This window comes from Pedobacter sp. Leaf194 (assembly GCF_001423945.1).
Taxonomy (GTDB): Bacteria; Bacteroidota; Bacteroidia; order Sphingobacteriales; family Sphingobacteriaceae; genus Pedobacter.
Genome location: NZ_LMPU01000001.1, coordinates 873,158 through 891,918 on the forward strand (window position 1 = coordinate 873,158; position 18,761 = coordinate 891,918).

Here is an 18,761-nt window from a genome sequence, read left to right on the forward strand (position 1 = left end):
GTTTAATCAAGCTGTAAAGTTAAATGAATAAAAAATTCTTTTGCGCTTTCACGAATAATCAGTTCGTGTCTGCCGTAGTATAGAAGGGTTAAGCGTTGCTTAACATTTTCTAAACCAATACCACTTTTTAACTTCTCCGGGTCGTTATCGGCCTTCAAATGTATGCTGTTATGCACATCGAAATAAAGGGTTTTTTCTTTTGTTTGAAGCGTGATTTTTATGTGCGATGGTTGCTGCAAACTTATACCATGTTTAAAGGCATTTTCTACAAATGGAATCAGCAACATGGGCGTAATCTGCAGGTTATTAAACTGTTCATCAATTTGGGTTTCGATTTTTATATCCGCGGAGCGAGATGTGCGTAGTTTTTGCAGGTCCATGTAGTTATTAAGGTATTCTACCTCACGGGTAAGCGAGATTTTATCCTGCATATTTTCATGTAACATGAAACGCATCATGTCGCCAAGTTTTTGTATCCCTTCGCCGGTGCGTTCGGCATTCTCCTGCAAGGCGGTTCCAAACAGGGTGTTTAAAGCATTAAAAAGAAAATGCGGGTTTATCTGTGATTGTAAAAAACTTAAACTTGCATCAGATTTTCCAAGCTCGGTTTTTAGTGAAGTTATTTCTGTTCTGTTGGCAAGGCGCCTTTTATAAATAAACCACGATAAGGGTGCGCTGATTATTAATTGCGTTGGCATGTGGAATAGAAAGACGATGAAGAACATTTCTATGCGCCAGATAAACAGCGTTGAAATTAAACCGAGTGGCACTGCAAGTAAAATCGAGATGAAAAACACTTGCCAAAAAAACACTTTGAAGGGCTTTTCTTTCGCAAAATTTTGAGGGAGCAGCGTGTAAATAGAATAGATTACTATGCCTATGGCGGAGAAAATTACAAGCGTCCAACAGATACTGAGTTCAATTGCAGAGTTGCTCGATATCCAAAGGAGCAGGCCAACAAACCAAAACCCAAGTCCGAACCCGATATCTACCTTCATTTGGGTTTCTTCATCAGCGTTTTTTCCTTTAGTTTCGGATAAGTATTTTATGAAAGCTTTAATGAGCGAGTAAGCAGAGATGATAACGATAGACCACATGCTGTAAACGTAGCCCCGAAAAAAGATTCTGTTGTAGGCATGTTGTAAATCATCGTAATCAAATAAAGTGTAGGCTTCGAAATAGGTTTTGCAAATGCTAAAAACCAGTCCGCCGATTAAAAACAAGGCTGCAAGGAATAAACTGTTTGCCAGCACATTTTGCTTTTTCAAAAATGCGGGCATAATGAGGAAGTTTATTGCCAGAAAGGTGAGGTAAAGAATGGAAAAGCGAAACAGTTCGGGTACCAGGTAATTCGAAAAGTAAGAATACGTAATCTTCTCGCTTAAGAAATAGTAGTAATTCTCGTTGCGTATTCTGGCATCAGCGCCGGAAATAAGTAAAATAACAACTAAAATATAGAGTGCGCTAGATATCCAGAACTCAACTTTTCGTAAATCTTTAAAATCCATTTTGTTTTTTTTTGGTGATGCAATTTTACTAATGAAGCGTAAAAAACTTTTTAAAATGTGATGGAACATTAAAAAAATGTGATGAATTAGCTGCATTTGATAGAATAGGAACTTCCTGGCTTTTCTCCATTGGTTATCCATTCAATTGCCACAAAGCCTTTCATTCGAAATTCAATTCCTATCTTTGAACAAAAAAGAATATAATGACCGTATACGGAATACCAAATTGCAACACTGTAAAAAAATCTTTGGATTGGTTAAAAGCGCATAAAATTGACTTCGAATTCCATGATTTTAAGAAGAAGGGAATCAGTGAAGAAAAATTAAGTCAATGGTGCAAGGTATTTGGATGGGAAACCGTATTGAACAGGAAAGGCTTAACCTGGAAAAAGCTTACTAAAGAAGAGCAGGTTGGAATTGATAGCGAAGAAAAAGCAATTCAATATTTAATTCATAATACCAGTGCTATTAAACGCCCGGTTATCGAAAAGGATGGTCATGCAATTTTAATTTCTTTTGATGATAACACTTATGCGGAAACACTTGGCTAACACCATTGTTTAATGTTAAAGTTTGTTAAAACAAAACTCGGGCATTTAAACTAATATACTTTTGACTATGCATAAGCTGATTATCTTTCTATTTCTAGCCATTCCTTTTGGCGTATTTGCGCAATCGAGTGTAAGTACGGGTACAATTTACGATTTCTCTAAAAAATCCAACTCATTACCCGGCGTAACAATCAGAAACCTGAATAGCAAAAAGATAACATCCGCAAGCGCCTCGGGCAAGTTTACAATTGCAGCCAATACAGGCGATTTGCTGGAATTTTCTTTGGTGGGCTACATCACCGATACATTATATTTAACTAATTTGTTGCCTAAAACCATTTACATGGTTGAGCGGAATACAAATTTGGGCGATGTAAACATTCGGGGAGCCAAAATAAACAAAGAAATACTCTCGCCAGATCCAATGGCAGAAAAGTACACGTTAATGGGTACTGGTGGCAATCTTGAACGCAAGAAAATGACGGACAAGGTTGGTGGTTTAAGCATGAATCTGGGCTATAATAAATATCGGCGCCAGCAACGAAAAGAAGCGGAGTTTGAGGAGCGGGAGCAGTATCTTGCAGAAATAGACCGGAATTTTAACGAAAAATCAATCAGCAATCTCCTTAAACTGGAAGGGCAGGACTTGAAAAACTTTATGATTCTTTACCGTCCATCTGTATTGAAAGTACAGTCGGAACGCCCTTTTAAATATTCATACTACATTGTTCAGGCTTATCATGCCTGGTTAAAGTTATCGCCTGCAGAAAGAAAAATGCAGGATTTGCCAGCATTGAAAAATTAAGATCAGTTAATACAATTGCCGCCAATGCAGGCCTTAACATCTTGTAAAGTAACATTATAAGCACAAAGAATACACTTTGTGCTTATTTTTTATATTTGCCGCCAAATAAATACATATTATGACTATCAGACTAAACAAATTTATCACTTCGTGTTTTGTTTGCCTGGCTTTTGCGTTTTCTGCATCGGCTCAGCAGGCTTCTACACCGGCCACTCCTCCAACAACAAACTATAGCCCTGCCGAAGCATTCGGGCCACTATTTTATACCCAAAATGGTAACGAATTTCGTTCTGCAAATGGTGCTCCAGGTGCGAAATACTGGCAAAATCGCGTAGATTATAACATCACTGCAAGTCTTGATGAAACTAAAAGCATGGTAAACGGAACAGTTACCATTACTTATAAAAACAATAGTCCGGATAAGTTACCGTATTTATGGTTACAACTCGATCAGAATACTTTTAAAGAGGGTTCTCGCGGGCAGCAGGTTACGCCGGCCCGCAGCCGTTACGGTGCGCAGGGCGAAAAATTTGATGGCGGATATAAAATTAATAATGTTAGCGTTTCGCAAAAAACCGCTGCGGTTAAATTCACATCAATTGTTGAAGATACAAGAATGCAAATTCGTTTAGCGCAGCCCTTGGCTGCAAATGGAGATGTAGTGACCATTAAAATGGATTATTCTTACATCGTTCCTAAAGAAGGTTCGGATAGAACCGGGCATTTAACGACTCAGAATGGTGAAATTTTTGCCATTGCACAATGGTTTCCACGTATGTGTGTGTATGATGATGTTTTGGGTTGGAACACTTTGCCATACTGGGGCGGAGGCGAATTCTATTGTGAATATGGTGATATAACCTATGCAATTACCGCTCCTGCAACACACATCGTTATGGGCTCTGGTGAGTTGTTAAACCCGCAGGAAGTGTTTACTGCCGAGCAGTTAAAAAGATGGAATGCTGCTAAAGCGAGCGATGCAACTGTTCATATCCGTGCTGCAGAAGAGGTAACTGATCCAAAATCCCGCCCGGCAAAAGACAAACTGACCTGGAAATTCAAAATTATGAATGCCAGAGATGCTGCCTGGGCATCATCAAAATCATTTGTTTTAGACGCCGCTCGTATTAATTTCCCGAGTGGAAGAAAAGGCCTTGCCGTTTCCGCCCAACCGATTGAAAGTAATGGAGTAGATGCATATGGCCGCGGGGTTGAATATGTAAAATCTACCATCGAACACTATTCTACCAAATGGTTCGAATATCCTTATCCAATGGCCGTTAACGTAGCTACAAATATTGGCGGTATGGAATATCCCGGGATAGTATTTTGCGGCTGGAAAGCTAAAAAAGCAAGTGCATGGGGCGTAATCGACCATGAATTCGGACACTCGTGGTTCCCGATGATTGTGGGCTCGAATGAGCGTAAATACGGCTGGATGGACGAAGGTTTTAATACTTTCATCAACGGTATTTCAGCTCAGAGTTTTAACAACGGCGAGTATAAACCACGCCCGACAGATATGAACCGTATTGGTAAAGCAGTAATTGGTAACCCAGCAATGGAAAACATTATGCTTATGCCTGATGGAATGGCAGAAAGAAATATTGGTATTAACCTTTACAGCAAACCAGGATGGGGCTTAAATATTTTAAGAGACCAGGTATTGGGCGAAGACAGATTTGACTACGCCTTCCGCCAGTATATAAAGAACTGGGCATTTAAACACCCAACACCTTTTGATTTCTTTCGTTCGATGGAAAATGGTGCCGGTGAAGATTTAGCTTGGTTTTGGAGAAGCTGGTGGTTAAACAACTGGAAAATGGACCAGGCAATCGGTAATGTACAAGCCGTTAAAACCGACGGAAACATTACAGCTTATACCATTCAGGTAAATAATCTGGAAAAAATGCCAATGCCAATTATCCTTCAGGTTAAAACTAAAAGTGGTAAAACGGATATCATAAAACTTCCGGTTGATGTTTGGATGAAAAACACAAGCTGGACTATACGTTATCCAACAAATGAAGAAGTTACATCAGTATTCTTAGATCCAAATAAAGTGTTGCCAGATTTAAATCCTGATAACAATAGCTGGACAGCTCAATAATTTTAACGGTACAATTCTTATTCAAAAGCCATTCTGTTTGCAGAATGGCTTTTGTTTTTTTAGGGGCAAATGGTTAGGTTGCATTATGGAAGAAGATCGCCAGAACGTATTTGAAGCTTACAATGAAATTGGAGATTGGTTTGCTGAAAACCGTCCTCAAAATTTAATGGAAAAAGGCTACCTCGATAAACTCATCGCTTTAATCCCGACCAATGGAAGCATCCTTGATGTTGGTTGCGGAACAGGTTTGCCGATTTTAAATTATTTTCAGGATAAAGGTTTCAACGTAACCGGTGTAGATGCAAGTGAGAAAATGCTTGGGCTGGCAAAGAAAAATTTACCATTGGCAGCTTTTATTTTAGCTGATATGCGGGAGTTATCATTACCAAAAAAATATGATGCTGTGGTTGCCTGGCATAGTTTTTTTCATTTGCCTGCTGCAGATCAAACAAGAATGTTTGCTGTTTTTGAACAGCATTTAAAACCAAAAGGGATTTTACTTTTTACCTCCGGAACGAAAAAAGGAGAGGCTTGGGGTATAAACGGCGGAGTGAATTTATTTCATGCATCTTTAGATAGCGCTGAATACGAGTTGCTGTTAGAAAGGCATAATTTCAGCATCTTGTCGCATACAATTGATGATCCCGCCTGTGGAAACGCAACTGTTTGGATGGCTCAATATAAATCGCTTTAATTTATTATTTGATATAACTTTGCAAACATGATTGAACAGCAAAAGAATAATCCCCTGCATGGCATTACTTTAGAAAAGATAGTAACCGATTTACAGCTTCATTATGGGTGGGAAAAATTGGGTTCGTTAATTAAAATTGATTGTTTTAACAATAATCAAAGTATCAAATCAAGTTTAAAGTTTTTACGCAGAATGGATTGGGCCAGAAAAAAAGTGGAAGAACTATACCTAACTACGTTCAACAAATAGCAAAAGCTACCGTTTTTAAGTGAAAGCGTTAATTCGCTCAATTTTAATTATCTTTCAAAAGCGCAGACTTTGGTTTAGTCAAAGCAAAAAACAGCCAGATATTCAAACATAATTACAGCAATCATCATTGAAAGCACTATTTCTTAACTCCGCAGGCACATAATTATGCTTCGGGTTCTGATTTGGATGATAAATCTTAACGCAAACGTTTGTTGTTTTTGAAATTGCGTTATTTTTCTCAGCCAATTCCTCCTTATTTAATCACCTTTCATCTCTTTTCACGATTTAAATCTTCTTGAAACCGGGTAAAAAGCACTTTCGGTTTTAATTAGAATAAATTGGTGCACGTCCTAAATCCTTCAGATCTGCGAAATGTAGCTTGTAGGATTTTTATGTGCTTTGTTGACAAACGTTTGCGTAGTATTTTAAAAAAAAGTGCTATTCGAATGCTATAAATTAGGTTTTTATATGAGGCGATTAACCATTTAACAGTGGTTTTGTAATTCCTCGCAATAAACTAACCAAATAAGTCTTAAAACCGAAAAACAAACTCTTATCAACCCTTAGCTGCCTATGAATGAAATTAAACCATAAATGTGAATTCAATAACCTATCAACTAACTAAAAAATACAATATGAAGATTAAATCTTTACTACTACTTGGAGGAGTTGGCTTGTTATGGCTAAATAAAAGTCAGGCAGCAACTATAATAAGTAACAAAACCAGTCTAGGCCACGCTTATGTGAAAGCAATGCCTGCTGATGACGTAACGATAAAAGGTAAAATAACAGATAAATCCGGGCCTGTTCCGGGTGCAACTGTAACTTTAAAATCCAACCCTGGTATTGGTACTTCTACCGATGGAGATGGTAATTTCACAATAAAAGTTCCAGCTAATGGAATTTTGGTTGTCAAATCCATGGGTTACAAAACCCAGGAAATCGCAATTCAGGGCAAAACTGTTTTCAATATTTCCCTGGCGGAAGAAGACAACAATCTATCTGATGTGGTTGTTGTTGGCTATTCTTCAAAAAAGCAGGGCGAATTATCAAGTTCAGTCTCTGTAATTTCTGCAGAAAAGCTTAAAGGCGTTGCTTCCAACGATGTAATTTCTATGATTCAGGGTAAGGCCCCCGGAGTGGTCGTTTCGTCGGCTTCTGGCGATCCAACATCAGCACCCAACATAACCATTCGTGGTATAAGTAGCATTAATGGGGGTACAGCACCGCTATTGGTTGTTGATGGAAACATTTTGGGTGCTTACGGCTCAGAGGGTGCAACATACAGCCCAAACGATGTAGAATCTATCACGATATTAAAAGATGCTGCGGCAACAGGGTTATATGGATCCCGTGCGGGTAGCGGTGTTATCATCGTAACTACGAAAACTGGTAAAGCTGGCGAGGCCAAAATCGAATTTAATTCTGTTGTGGGTTTTAACTCACCATCTACAGGCAATTTCAAACTGATGGACAGTCAGCAATTGTACGATTACCAGAAAAAATTTTCAAATCCTAATCCGGCGGTTTTAAATACCGATACCAATTGGTGGGATTTAGCCACGCGGGATGGTATGACGCAAAACTATACGGTTTCGGCATCAGGTGGAACTGAGAAAACACGCTATTATGTAGCCGGAAATTACTATAGAGAGCAAGGTACTGTGGTTAACAACGATAAAAATGCTTACAACTTACGCACAAACTTGAGCAGCCAGTTAACCAAAAAACTTAAACTAAGTTTGTTGCTAAACGGAGTTTTCACGAGGGATAACTATGCAAATAGTAATAGTTTGGGTGATGGTTATTTAAACTTGCCTTTCGACCCGGCGTATAACATGGATGGTACGCCCATTGACCCAAGGATTACCCCAAGTTGGCTGGGACGCGACGTCGAAAACTTTTTACATTCTACACAATACAATCTTTCGTATGCAAGAAGTTTAAACCTGAGTGCCGATGTAAATCTCGATTATAACATTGTTAAAAATCTAACTTTCTCCAGCTATAACAGAACAACTTTTTACAACACATTTGCTGTAGATTACTACGATAAACGGACTAAGGAAGGCGGTGCAACGAACGGTTCTTTGTACAACTCTACCAGCTATAAAAATAGGTTGCTAAGTTCTAACAGGCTGAAATATGAAAATAGTTTTGGCGAAAACCACCTAACTGTTCTTGCCGTTGGAGAGGCCGAAAAATCATATTACGATGAAGCCAACCTAAACGGAAAAAATTTGCCTGCCGGTCGTCCGGTGATGTCCACCGCAACCGATATTATTAGCAATCCATCTGGCGGAACGAATGAGTATAATTTCAGCAAATACCTGAGTCAGGTAGATTATAACTATGCTGGAAAATATTTTGCCATCGCATCATTTGTGCATGAAAATTCATCACGTTTTGGTATAAACAAAAGTGGTGGCGATTTCTATCAATTGGGCGCCTCGTGGATTCTTAGCAACGAACAGTTTTTAAAATCTATTAAAGCGATTAGCTTCCTAAAACTAAGAGCAAGTTATGGTACAACAGGTAATGCGGAAATTGGTGATTATCCATCTTTAGGTCTTTATTCTATTGATACCGGAGCAAGTTATGGAGGTCTTCCCGGCGCAAGTCCATCTCAAAAGGGAAACCCGAATTTAACCTGGGAAAAGCAGAAAACAGCAAATATTGGTCTCGACATTGGTTTCTGGAATCGCATAGATTTAAGTGTCGATTTGTACGACAAGCGTTCTAATGCATTATTATTCTTTGTGCCGCTTCCTTCAACCGAAGGTTATAAAGGCTATTTTGATAATGTTGGCGCTTTAAAAAACAGAGGGTTAGAATTTAACCTGACAACAAAAAACTTTACGGGTGAATTTAAATGGGAAACCAATTTAAACATGGCTTTTAACAGAAATACAATTTTGAAGTTAACGAATGATAAAGACGCTATAAATCCAGGGGGTTCTCAGCCAAGTGCTGTTGGTCGCGATATTTTCGACTGGAAGATGCCAATCTGGGCCGGTGTAGATCCAAATAATGGCGATCCGCTTTGGGAGAAAGTAATTACCGATGCCGACGGTGTAAGCCATATCGCCGTTACAAATACCTACGCACAGGCAACCCGCCAGTATACAGGCACTTCTGCTTCGCCAAAATTTACCGGCGGTTTTACCAATACATTTTCTTACAAAGGCTTCTCGCTAAGTGCATTCCTAAATTTTGTTTACGGCAACGAAGTGTATAATAACAGTCGTGCTTATTTCGATAACGATGGCTTGTACGAAAGTTATAATGCGATGGTATTAAAATCGGGTTGGACCAGATGGGAAAAAATCGGAGATGTAGCCACGCATCCAAAACCGGTTTTGGGTGGAAATCACGATTCAAACCAACAATCAACAAGATACCTTGAAAATGGAAGCTACATCCGCTTGCGGAATGTTACGCTGGGCTATCAGATTCCAGAAAACTGGCTGAGTAAGATTAAAATTAGCAGCGCCAGAATTTTTGTAAGCGGCGATAACCTTTGGACAGGCACTAAATTTTCGGGCACAGATCCCGAAGTAAATTTAAGTTCAGGAGTGTCTAGTTTCAGGTATCCACTAAGTAAAAAGGTATTATTTGGTGTAAACATTGGTTTATAGGAGAGCAAAAAATGAAAAAGATTCAATTTAAAATATATACAATAGCAATTGTCTTCGCTTTCGGTTTAGGGAGCTGTAAAAAGGAGGTTAAACCATCAACCGCGATTGACGATCAATCTGCATTAACAAATCCAGGTGATATTGAAACTGCTACAATTGGTACTTACGCAGTACTTAGAAATGCAACTTATGTAAGAAGTGCACACTTTTTAACAGAATATCAGGGCGATAACATCGCTCAGGGCCAGCCTTCTTCTGATGACTTATCGAGGTGTTATCGTTATACGCATATCCCGACAGGAACACATGGTGCCAATTTTTGGAAACAGGCCTACTATGTTATTGTGGCTGCAAATAAAATTATCGCTGCAATACCAGATAATGCTACTGCCGATTTAAAACAGTTAAAGGGAGAAAACCTATTTCTTAAAGGGATGATGGAATTTAACCTCGTGCGTGTGTTTGGGCGCCCTTATGTTCAGGGAAATGGGGCTAATCCGGGCGTTCCAATCTTGAAAGAGGGAACAAACACGACCTCGCCATCAAGAAATACCGTAAAGGAGGTTTATGATGCAGCACTTTCAGATTTGTTGAAATCTGCAGAACTTATGTCTGTAGCTAAATCAGATATTTTCGCCTCGAAAGAAGTTGCTTATGCGCTATTATCCAGAGTTTATTTAAACATGGGTGATAATGCTAATGCGATTAAATACGCTGATTTGGTTATCAGTTCTGGTCGCTATAAATTATTGCAGGGCGCAGATTATGGTAGCTATTTCACCAAAACACCTGAAGCAAATGCTGAAACTATTTTTGCCATTCGTTACACCAAAACTGAAGATCAGGATTTTGGTGCAATCGGTTCAATGTACTATAGCGGTACTCCGGGTGCTTTGTCTACGCCGGGTGCGCAGGGAAATACGGGTTATGGTGAAATTTATGCTTCGCAACAATATGTGACCGAACTCGATAAAAACCCGGCAGATTTAAGGCATAGTTTTATTGCACCTTATAAAATTAACGGCGTACAGCAGGTTAACACTAAAATCTCGCCGAATGTGCCGATGTATTACGTAACAAAATACAATCTGCAGGAAGGGATTGCCAATTTAAGTTCGCCGGTTTACCTACGCCTGGCAGAAATGTATTTAAACAAGGCCGAGGCCAACGCTAAATTAGGAAATGTGCAACTGGCCTTAGATGATGTAAACATCATTCGTTCCCGTGCCGGCATCCCGGTTTTAACGGTTTCGGCTATCTTGGCAGGAAAAACCATCCTGGATGTTGTTTTGGACGAGCGCAGACTGGAGTTTGCTTTCGAAGGGCAGCGGGCTTACGATTTGTTTAGAAATAACAAACCAATGAGCAGAAACTACCCAGGAACACATGCACTTAACAACACACCAAACACCAATATAACCCAAACAATTTTGCCTACCGATGCAAGGGTTATTTTCTATGTTCCACAATATGAGATTGATAATAATAAAAATCTTACTCAAAATCCTTAATACGAGAAATTATGAAAAGAATATTTAGTCTATTAATCGCCCTAAGTTTTTTTACTGCAATGTTAGCCTGCAAAAAAAGCGGACAAAACGAAAAGAACACCTTTAAGCCTCGCCCCGCCGTGATTGAAACAAGTATAGCTATTCCTGTTCAGGGAAATAGTTTTGTAACGCAATCAGTCGCCGGGGCAACCGAAACTATCGGTTCAACACTGTCGAACTGGAAAAATAACACCAGTGTAATTAGTACCTATTTTAAGGTTGGCCAGGCCGGTAAGTTAAACCTCGCAATTAAAGGAACTGTAATTAGCGGTAAAAGTGTAGTTAAACTAACTGTTAACGGTACTTCGTTTGAGGTGACTTTGAGTGGCACTACAGCTGCGGTATATCCAGCCGGAATCGTTGATATTACAACTCCAGGCTATGTAAAAGTTGATTTACAGGGCGTCAGCAAAGACGGTGTTACATTTGCAGAAGTTTCAGATATTATGGTGGGCGGAAATGCTGCTTCAAGCAATCTGCAATACGCAAGTGTTAGTGCCGATAATCAGTTTTATTGGTCAAGAAGAGGGCCATCCGTTCATTTAAACTATACCGCTCCTGCCGGTAATAACGAATGGATGTATAACGAATTAACTGTGCCGGCAGGCCAGGATAATATCGGGTCTTACTACATGTCGAATGGTTTCAATGGTGGATATTTTGGTATCCAGGTTAAGTCGGCAACTGAACGGTGGGTGTTATTTTCGGTATGGGATGCCGATTCTGGTGGTAAAACACTATTGACCAGCAAAGGTGCAGATGTTGTAAATGGTAATTTTGCAGGCGAAGGTACCGGTGGACAAAGCTATTTGGTCTACAACTGGAAAGCCGGGAATACCTATAAATTTCTAACCCAAATAAAGCCAGATGGCGCAGGTAACACCCTGTATTCATCTTGGTTTTTTGCGCCCGAACTTGGCGTATGGAAATTTATGGCCACTTTCAAAAGGCCCGCTACAAATACTTATGTTGCAGGCTTAAACTCTTTCCTCGAGAACTTTAATGTCGATTTAGGTTATACCGGACGTAAGGCTTTATACAACAACATGTGGGTAAGAAACACCGCTGGTGTTTGGGCAGAAATAAGCGCAGCCAGATTTAGCTGCGACCCAACCGGAACAACACAGCAACGCATGGATTTTAAAGGTGGTGTAGAAGACGGCAAATTTTACCTTCAAAATGGTGCATTCTTTAACGATTTTGTTCCGAACAACACCAACTTTACCCGCACGGCCACAGGCATTGCACCATCCGTAAACTTAACTGCTTTACCAACTAATTAGACAACAAAATGACAACAATAAAATTCTCTGGCTTATTGATTTTACTCTCGATATTGGGTGTAGTCAGTTCCTGCAAAAAAGATAAAAGTCCTGAGCTTACGTCTAACCTTGAAGAAACCGTTCTGGATAGATCTGCCTGGACCATAACAGCATCAAGCGAACAGTTAACCGGCGAAAATACTGGTCTTGCGACTGCGGTTTTAGACGGCGATATAAATACCATCTGGCATAGCAATTATGCGGGCGCACAAACTGCTTATCCACATTGGTTGCTCGTTGACATGAAAAAGCCGATTGTAATTACCCAGGTTAATTTAACAGCAAGACAGAACAGCGTTAAAGGCTTTACAAAATTTAAACTCGAAGGCAGCGTTGATGGAACTACTTTCATAAATATTGGCGAGTTTACCTTTAATCCGGCATTAACCACCGAACAAGCTTTTACAATCAGTCCGGCGAGAAATGTGCGGTTTGTAAAATTGACTGCATTGGAAAAAGCGGCCACGCAAACCGGCTCTATTACGTTTTTAGCAGAGTTGAGTGTGAAGGGCCTGCAAGAACGGGTAGCAATTACTGATGTGGCTTTGGACAAGGCCGGCTGGACGGCAACGGCATCGAGCGAAGTAAACTTTCCTGGCGACGAAACGAATCTGGCCGCATATGTTGTCGATGTAATTTCTGCCAAAAGCCCTACAGCCACCGGTATTCCTTCATTCTGGCAAGCCGATTATGAGGTGTTGCACCCTTATCCACATTGGGTTATTATAGATATGAAAAAAGCAAGCCTGCTCAGTTATATCGGTTTAAATGCACACACCGATGCTAAGCAAGGTTTTACTAAATTTTCTGTATCCGGCAGCGCCGATGGAACTATATTTACGCAGCTTGGCGATAATAGAAACTTTAACCCGGCGACAACTACGGAGCAAAAATTTGCGGTTTCTCCGTCAGCGCCAATCAGGTATATTAAAATTACTTTACTTGAAGGTACGCCATATCCTTGTTTGGCAAACTTTGAAGCTTACGTAAAATTATAGGAAGAGCAATGTTTCTAAATAGGTAATGATATGCTTTAAGTGATAGAAAAAAGCAGTCTCAAAACAAAAATGCCCCCAAAAGCTAAACACTTTTTGGGGGCTTTTTTGTTTTCAAAATTCATGTTATCTCAAGCTTTAACGCCGGCAAGTTATCACAACAACTGAGTTCTAAATCATCAGTTGGGCTGCAAAAAACTAGGTACAGCCGCCATGTTTGCACTGATAATTTTCTCAACTGTTCAGCCAGTTGCGACTAGCACTTCGTTCTTAAAATCCAAAATCAAATCCTAACTCGACGCCCAACATTTCACAACAACTTAAAACGTACAAACTTTTTGTGCTAACCCCTTGATTTTTAAAAAGAATTGTTCTACTTTTGCAGTCCGTTTTATGGGCTATCTGCAAAGATGCCGGGGGAGCGGTAATTTTTTAAATAAAAAACATAAAAAAGCACAATGCCAACCATTCAACAATTAGTTAGAAAAGGTAGAGTAGCACTGGAGTTCAAGAGTAAGTCTCCAGCGTTGGACAGCTGTCCACAGCGAAGAGGTGTATGTACACGTGTGTACACCACTACCCCTAAAAAACCAAACTCAGCAATGCGTAAAGTAGCCCGTGTTCGTTTAACGAACGGTAAAGAGGTGAATGCATACATCCCTGGAGAAGGTCACAACTTACAGGAGCACTCAATCGTGTTGATCCGTGGTGGTCGTGTTAAAGATTTACCAGGTGTACGTTACCACATTATCCGTGGTGCATTAGATACATCAGGAGTAGCTGGTCGTAACCAACGTCGTTCGAAATATGGTACTAAACGTCCTAAACCAGGACAAGTAGCTGCGGCGCCAACAAAAGGTAAAAAGAAATAATCGGGAGGAAATAAGAAATGAGAAAGTCAAAACCAAAAAAGAGAATTATTCTTCCTGATCCAAAATTTAATGATGTTCAGGTAACTCGTTTTGTAAACAATATGATGTACGATGGAAAGAAATCTATCGCTTACTCTATTTTTTACGATGCTGTTGAAATTGCTGAGAAAAAAGCAGGTGAAAACGGTTTAGAGATATTTAAACGTGCTTTAACTAACATTATGCCAGCTGTAGAGGTTAAATCTCGTCGTGTTGGTGGTGCTAACTTCCAGGTTCCAACTGAGGTTAGACCAGAACGTAAAACAGCTTTAGGTATGAAATGGTTAATTTTATACGCTCGTAAACGTGGCGAAAAAACCATGAAAGAGAAATTAGCTGGCGAAATTGTAGCTGCTGCTAAGGGTGAAGGTGCTGCTGTTAAAAAGAAAGAAGATACGCACAAAATGGCTGAGGCTAACAAAGCGTTCTCACACTTTAGATTCTAAATATTAAAATGATTGAATGATTGAATTTTGAATGAGCGAGTGGTTTTAATATCATTCTCACATTCTCTAATTCAATCATTCGCTAATTATAAACAATGGCAAGAGATTTAAAATTTACAAGAAATATCGGAATCGCAGCTCACATTGATGCAGGTAAAACTACAACAACTGAGCGTATCCTTTATTATGCTGGTGTTAGTCATAAAATTGGTGAAGTGCACGAAGGTGCTGCAACAATGGACTGGATGGCGCAAGAGCAAGAGCGTGGTATCACAATTACTTCTGCCGCAACTACGGTTGAGTGGAAATACAGAGGTCAGGCTTACCACATGAACATTATCGATACACCCGGACACGTGGATTTTACCGTTGAGGTAAACCGTTCGTTACGTGTATTAGATGGTTTAGTATTCTTGTTTTCTGCAGTTGATGGTGTTGAGCCTCAATCAGAAACTAACTGGCGTTTAGCTAACAACTATAATGTTGCCCGTATTGGTTTCGTTAACAAAATGGACCGTTCCGGAGCTGACTTCTTAAAAGTTGTTAAGCAAGTTAAAGACATGTTAGGTAGTAATGCAGTTCCATTGCAATTACCTATCGGTGCTGAAGACGGATTTAAAGGTGTGGTTGATTTGATTAACAACCGTGGTATTGTTTGGAATGAGCATGATAAAGGTATGACCTTTACTGAAGTGCCTATCCCAGAAGATATGCTTGATGAAGTTGCGGAGTGGAGAGAGAAATTATTAGAATCTGTAGCTGATTATGATGAATCTTTAATGGAGAAATTCTTTGAAGATCCAAACTCGATTACTGAACGTGAAATTTTAGATGCTTTACGTGCAGCTGTTTTAGATGCTAAAATTGTACCTATGGTTTGTGGTTCATCTTTCAAAAACAAAGGTGTTCAAACCATGTTAGATTACGTGATGGAGTTATTGCCTTCGCCACTTGATTCTGAAGGTGTTGTTGGTACTAATCCAGATACTGGTGCTGAAGTTTTATTAAAACCAAGCATTAATGAGCCGTTTGCAGCTTTAGCTTTTAAAATTGCAACAGACCCATTCGTAGGTCGTTTATGTTTCATCCGTGTTTATTCAGGTAACCTGGAAGCCGGTTCTTACGTTTATAACACTCGTTCAGAAAGTAAAGAGCGTATTTCTCGTATCTTCCAAATGCATGCTAACAAGCAAAATCCTGTGCCTAATGTGGCTGCCGGAGATATCGCTGCGGTAGTTGGATTTAAAGATATTAAAACAGGTGATACACTTTGTGAAGAGAAAAACCCAATCATCCTTGAATCAATGAATTTCCCTGAGCCGGTTATCGGTTTAGCAATTGAGCCTAAAACTCAAGCTGACGTTGATAAATTAGGCATGGGCTTATCTAAATTAGCTGAAGAAGATCCTACATTCAGAGTTCAAACAGACCAAGAAACTGGTCAAACTGTAATCTCTGGTATGGGTGAGCTTCACTTAGATATCTTAATTGACCGTTTAAAACGTGAATTTAAAGTAGAAGTTAACCAGGGTGCGCCACAAGTAGCATACAAAGAGGCAATCTTCGGTTCTACGCAACACCGTGAAACGTATAAAAAACAATCGGGTGGTCGTGGTAAATTCGCGGATATCCAGGTTGTTATTTCTCCAATTGATGCTGATTTTGAAAAAGGTGGTTTACAATTCGTAAACGAAATTACAGGTGGTTCAATTCCACGTGAATTTATTCCTTCAGTAGAAAAAGGCTTTGCAGCGGCAATGGTTAATGGTGTATTGGCAGGTTATCCGCTTCCTGATATGAAAGTACGTTTGATTGATGGTTCATTCCACGCAGTCGATTCAGATGCTTTATCATTTGAGCTTGCAGCTAAAATGGCATATCGTGAGGCTTTACCTAAATGTAAACCTACTTTGATGGAGCCAATCATGAAAATCGAAATCTTAACCCCTGAAGAAAACATGGGTGATGTTATCGGTGATATGAACCGTCGTCGTGGTCAGTTACAAGGTATGGATACCCGTAATGGATCTCAGGTTATCAAAGCATTAGTTCCACTTTCAGAAATGTTCGGTTATGTAACTCAGTTGCGTACCATCACTTCAGGTCGTGCAACTTCTACAATGGAATTCGATCACTACGAACCAGCGCCTAAAAACGTTCAAGACGAAGTAATTGCTAAATCAAAAGGCAGAATTAAAGCTGAAGATTAGTATTAAGATAAAAGTATCAAGTATCAAGACCTGCATTGAGTCTTGATACTCGATACTAAATACTTGCTACTAATACTAAAAAGATAAATCCGATTTCTGTTGTTAATAGCTCTAACAGGAAATCATAATTAAAATAAGATGAGCCAAAGAATCAGAATTAAATTAAAATCTTACGATTACAACTTAGTAGATAAATCTGCTGAGAAAATCGTAAAAACTGTTAAGCCTACGGGTGCAGTTGTTAGTGGACCAATTCCACTTCCTACAGAGAAAAAAATCTTTACTGTATTACGTTCTCCACACGTAAACAAAAAAGCTAGAGAGCAATTTCAATTATGCGCTTATAAACGCCTTTTGGATATTTACAGCTCTAACTCTAAAACGGTAGATGCTTTAATGAAACTTGAATTACCTAGCGGTGTTGAAGTTGAAATCAAAGTGTGATAGATTTTAAAGCAATAAAAAGGCCTGGATGTAAATTCAGGCCTTTTTTGTTATCCCGAACTTCAACTTTAGCGGGCTATCCTAACTTGCTTTTAAATTCTTAAAAACAAAAGGCTTTACCGATAGTTTATTCTTTAAAGGAATTTATGGGAACCGAGGAACAAAACGATAAATCTGGGGCTGTTAAAGGACAGGATTTTGCAAAGCCGGAAGCGGACAGCAAAAAGCCATCTCATGGCGAAGTTGCAAACCAAAAGGGTGGCGATTTTTCTGAACTGGAAGAAACAAGGATGGATCATCCGCCAGAAAGTAGAGACACAAATGGTTCGGAAAATGAAAATACTACCCAACCGGAAAGTCGGCCAAATCAAACAAACGGCGTGAAATAATCTTAAGGTCTGAAGCTGAATTTGCTGGCGGGTTTCAGTCTTAGTCGATAATTCTATTTCGCACGACAAAACTTATTAGGGCCGCAGTGTTTTTTGTCCCTGTCTTTTCTAAAAGGTTTTGTCTGTTTCCCTCAATCGTGCGCTTGCTCGTGAATAGTTTATCTGCTATTTCACTATTGGTTAATCCCTGGGCAATTAAATTGAGAATCTCTATTTCACGTTTAGAAATTTCTGCAGTTGTTTTTAACTGGGTAGCCGAAGCTGCGTAGCGGCTGTTACTTTGCGAAAGCAATTTCAATGCAATGTTCGTGCAAATGTATTGATAGCCAGATGTGATCTGTTTTATCGCAAACTTAATTTCTGGGATGTTAACATTCTTTAACAAATAACCATGCGCACCTGCCTCCAGGGCCTGCACAACATATTTTTCATGGTCGAGCATTGTTAAAACGAGTAATTTTATCTTCGGATAATTTTCCGCAATCGTAGATATTAATTCCATGCCGTTCATATCGGGCATGTTAATATCGGTTAGGATAACATCAGGTTCGGTACCATTTTTAAGATATTCTAAAACCTCCTCACCATTTTTAACGTCAGCAATAATTTCTATATCGGTTTCATCATCGAGCAATGCGATGATACCATTTCGCACAAGTGTGTGATCTTCAGCAAGTAATACTTTGGTCGCGTTTTTCAATCTTAGTACTAGTAAACAATTTAAGGGTAAATTCAAATATCGAAATATTTTAATGTCTCAACGCACGTGTTTATACCACAAATTGAGGTATTAATACGCATTATGATTTAGCATCGTTAACAGACTGTGCCTTTGGTTGCCGGCACAGCATTTATTTGCCGTTTTTGGTACTCTACAAGCGCTATTATTTAATCATCGTGGCCGCATAGAAATGGCCAAAGTTGCAGGCAGTTAAGCAG

General features: G+C 39.4%; 16 protein-coding genes. 14 read left to right on the top strand and 2 right to left on the bottom strand.

Annotated features, from left to right (window positions below):
• Window positions 1–2 precede the first annotated feature (2 nt).
• Complete coding sequence (locus ASG14_RS03960; protein ID WP_162238701.1) at window positions 3–1,508, bottom strand: sensor histidine kinase; 1,506 nt, start codon at window positions 1,506–1,508, stop codon at window positions 3–5.
• Window positions 1,509–1,711: 203 nt separating this feature from the next.
• Between ASG14_RS03960 and ASG14_RS03965 the strand changes: the two genes are divergently transcribed.
• From ASG14_RS03965 to ASG14_RS04030, 14 genes are all read left to right on the top strand, one after another.
• Complete coding sequence (locus ASG14_RS03965) at window positions 1,712–2,059, top strand: Spx/MgsR family RNA polymerase-binding regulatory protein (protein ID WP_056869731.1); 348 nt, start codon at window positions 1,712–1,714, stop codon at window positions 2,057–2,059.
• Window positions 2,060–2,126: 67 nt separating this feature from the next.
• Window positions 2,127–2,864, top strand: a complete 738-nt coding sequence (locus ASG14_RS03970) for a hypothetical protein (RefSeq protein ID WP_056869732.1) — start codon at window positions 2,127–2,129, stop codon at window positions 2,862–2,864.
• A 118-nt stretch (window positions 2,865–2,982) separates the two neighbouring features.
• Complete coding sequence (locus ASG14_RS03975; protein WP_056869733.1) at window positions 2,983–4,974, top strand: M1 family metallopeptidase; 1,992 nt, start codon at window positions 2,983–2,985, stop codon at window positions 4,972–4,974.
• Between the two features lie 85 nt (window positions 4,975–5,059).
• Complete coding sequence (locus tag ASG14_RS03980; protein ID WP_235528505.1) at window positions 5,060–5,668, top strand: trans-aconitate 2-methyltransferase; 609 nt, start codon at window positions 5,060–5,062, stop codon at window positions 5,666–5,668.
• A gap of 27 nt (window positions 5,669–5,695) precedes the next feature.
• Window positions 5,696–5,917 (top strand): VF530 family DNA-binding protein, encoded by a 222-nt coding sequence (locus tag ASG14_RS03985; protein WP_056869734.1) that lies wholly within the window; start codon window positions 5,696–5,698, stop codon window positions 5,915–5,917.
• 635 nt (window positions 5,918–6,552) lie between these two features.
• Window positions 6,553–9,555, top strand: coding sequence for a SusC/RagA family TonB-linked outer membrane protein (locus tag ASG14_RS03990; RefSeq protein WP_056869735.1), 3,003 nt, complete (start codon window positions 6,553–6,555; stop codon window positions 9,553–9,555).
• Window positions 9,556–9,566: 11 nt separating this feature from the next.
• On the top strand, window positions 9,567–11,066 hold the full coding sequence (locus tag ASG14_RS03995; RefSeq protein WP_056869736.1) for a RagB/SusD family nutrient uptake outer membrane protein: 1,500 nt from the start codon (window positions 9,567–9,569) through the stop codon (window positions 11,064–11,066).
• Between the two features lie 11 nt (window positions 11,067–11,077).
• The gene (locus ASG14_RS04000) at window positions 11,078–12,388 is read left to right on the top strand and encodes a DUF5077 domain-containing protein (RefSeq protein WP_082491327.1); all 1,311 of its coding nucleotides are present in this window, start codon (window positions 11,078–11,080) and stop codon (window positions 12,386–12,388) included.
• A gap of 8 nt (window positions 12,389–12,396) precedes the next feature.
• Window positions 12,397–13,425, top strand: a complete 1,029-nt coding sequence (locus ASG14_RS04005; protein WP_056869738.1) for a discoidin domain-containing protein — start codon at window positions 12,397–12,399, stop codon at window positions 13,423–13,425.
• A gap of 455 nt (window positions 13,426–13,880) precedes the next feature.
• Window positions 13,881–14,294, top strand: a complete 414-nt coding sequence (gene rpsL / locus ASG14_RS04010; protein WP_008244597.1) for a 30S ribosomal protein S12 — start codon at window positions 13,881–13,883, stop codon at window positions 14,292–14,294.
• Between the two features lie 17 nt (window positions 14,295–14,311).
• The gene (gene rpsG / locus ASG14_RS04015) at window positions 14,312–14,779 is read left to right on the top strand and encodes a 30S ribosomal protein S7 (RefSeq protein WP_029278632.1); all 468 of its coding nucleotides are present in this window, start codon (window positions 14,312–14,314) and stop codon (window positions 14,777–14,779) included.
• A 95-nt stretch (window positions 14,780–14,874) separates the two neighbouring features.
• Complete coding sequence (fusA, locus tag ASG14_RS04020; protein ID WP_056869739.1) at window positions 14,875–16,989, top strand: elongation factor G; 2,115 nt, start codon at window positions 14,875–14,877, stop codon at window positions 16,987–16,989.
• A 138-nt stretch (window positions 16,990–17,127) separates the two neighbouring features.
• Window positions 17,128–17,433: a 30S ribosomal protein S10 gene (rpsJ, locus tag ASG14_RS04025; protein ID WP_008244591.1), complete on the top strand. Its 306-nt coding sequence runs from the start codon at window positions 17,128–17,130 to the stop codon at window positions 17,431–17,433.
• Window positions 17,434–17,579: 146 nt separating this feature from the next.
• Complete coding sequence (locus ASG14_RS04030) at window positions 17,580–17,822, top strand: hypothetical protein (RefSeq protein ID WP_056869740.1); 243 nt, start codon at window positions 17,580–17,582, stop codon at window positions 17,820–17,822.
• A gap of 40 nt (window positions 17,823–17,862) precedes the next feature.
• Here ASG14_RS04030 and ASG14_RS04035 read toward each other — a convergent pair whose 3' ends face one another.
• Window positions 17,863–18,522 carry a response regulator transcription factor gene (locus tag ASG14_RS04035; RefSeq protein WP_056869741.1) on the bottom strand — a complete coding sequence of 220 codons (660 nt, stop codon included), beginning with the start codon at window positions 18,520–18,522 and terminating at the stop codon, window positions 17,863–17,865.
• Window positions 18,523–18,761: the final 239 nt, after the last annotated feature.

Excerpts from the sequence above, each read along its gene's own strand:
- rpsJ (WP_008244591.1), top strand. The coding sequence starts at position 17,128 with ATGAGCCAAAGAATCAGAATTAAATTAAAATCTTACGATTACAACTTA.
- ASG14_RS03995 (WP_056869736.1), top strand. The coding sequence starts at position 9,567 with ATGAAAAAGATTCAATTTAAAATATATACAATAGCAATTGTCTTCGCT.
- ASG14_RS04030 (WP_056869740.1), top strand. The coding sequence starts at position 17,580 with ATGGGAACCGAGGAACAAAACGATAAATCTGGGGCTGTTAAAGGACAG.
- rpsL (WP_008244597.1), top strand. The coding sequence starts at position 13,881 with ATGCCAACCATTCAACAATTAGTTAGAAAAGGTAGAGTAGCACTGGAG.
- rpsG (WP_029278632.1), top strand. The coding sequence starts at position 14,312 with ATGAGAAAGTCAAAACCAAAAAAGAGAATTATTCTTCCTGATCCAAAA.
- ASG14_RS04005 (WP_056869738.1), top strand. The coding sequence starts at position 12,397 with ATGACAACAATAAAATTCTCTGGCTTATTGATTTTACTCTCGATATTG.
- ASG14_RS03960 (WP_162238701.1), bottom strand. The coding sequence starts at position 1,508 with ATGGATTTTAAAGATTTACGAAAAGTTGAGTTCTGGATATCTAGCGCA.
- ASG14_RS03985 (WP_056869734.1), top strand. The coding sequence starts at position 5,696 with ATGATTGAACAGCAAAAGAATAATCCCCTGCATGGCATTACTTTAGAA.
- ASG14_RS03980 (WP_235528505.1), top strand. The coding sequence starts at position 5,060 with ATGGAAGAAGATCGCCAGAACGTATTTGAAGCTTACAATGAAATTGGA.
- ASG14_RS03965 (WP_056869731.1), top strand. The coding sequence starts at position 1,712 with ATGACCGTATACGGAATACCAAATTGCAACACTGTAAAAAAATCTTTG.
- fusA (WP_056869739.1), top strand. The coding sequence starts at position 14,875 with ATGGCAAGAGATTTAAAATTTACAAGAAATATCGGAATCGCAGCTCAC.
- ASG14_RS03990 (WP_056869735.1), top strand. The coding sequence starts at position 6,553 with ATGAAGATTAAATCTTTACTACTACTTGGAGGAGTTGGCTTGTTATGG.
- ASG14_RS03975 (WP_056869733.1), top strand. The coding sequence starts at position 2,983 with ATGACTATCAGACTAAACAAATTTATCACTTCGTGTTTTGTTTGCCTG.
- ASG14_RS04000 (WP_082491327.1), top strand. The coding sequence starts at position 11,078 with ATGAAAAGAATATTTAGTCTATTAATCGCCCTAAGTTTTTTTACTGCA.
- ASG14_RS03970 (WP_056869732.1), top strand. The coding sequence starts at position 2,127 with ATGCATAAGCTGATTATCTTTCTATTTCTAGCCATTCCTTTTGGCGTA.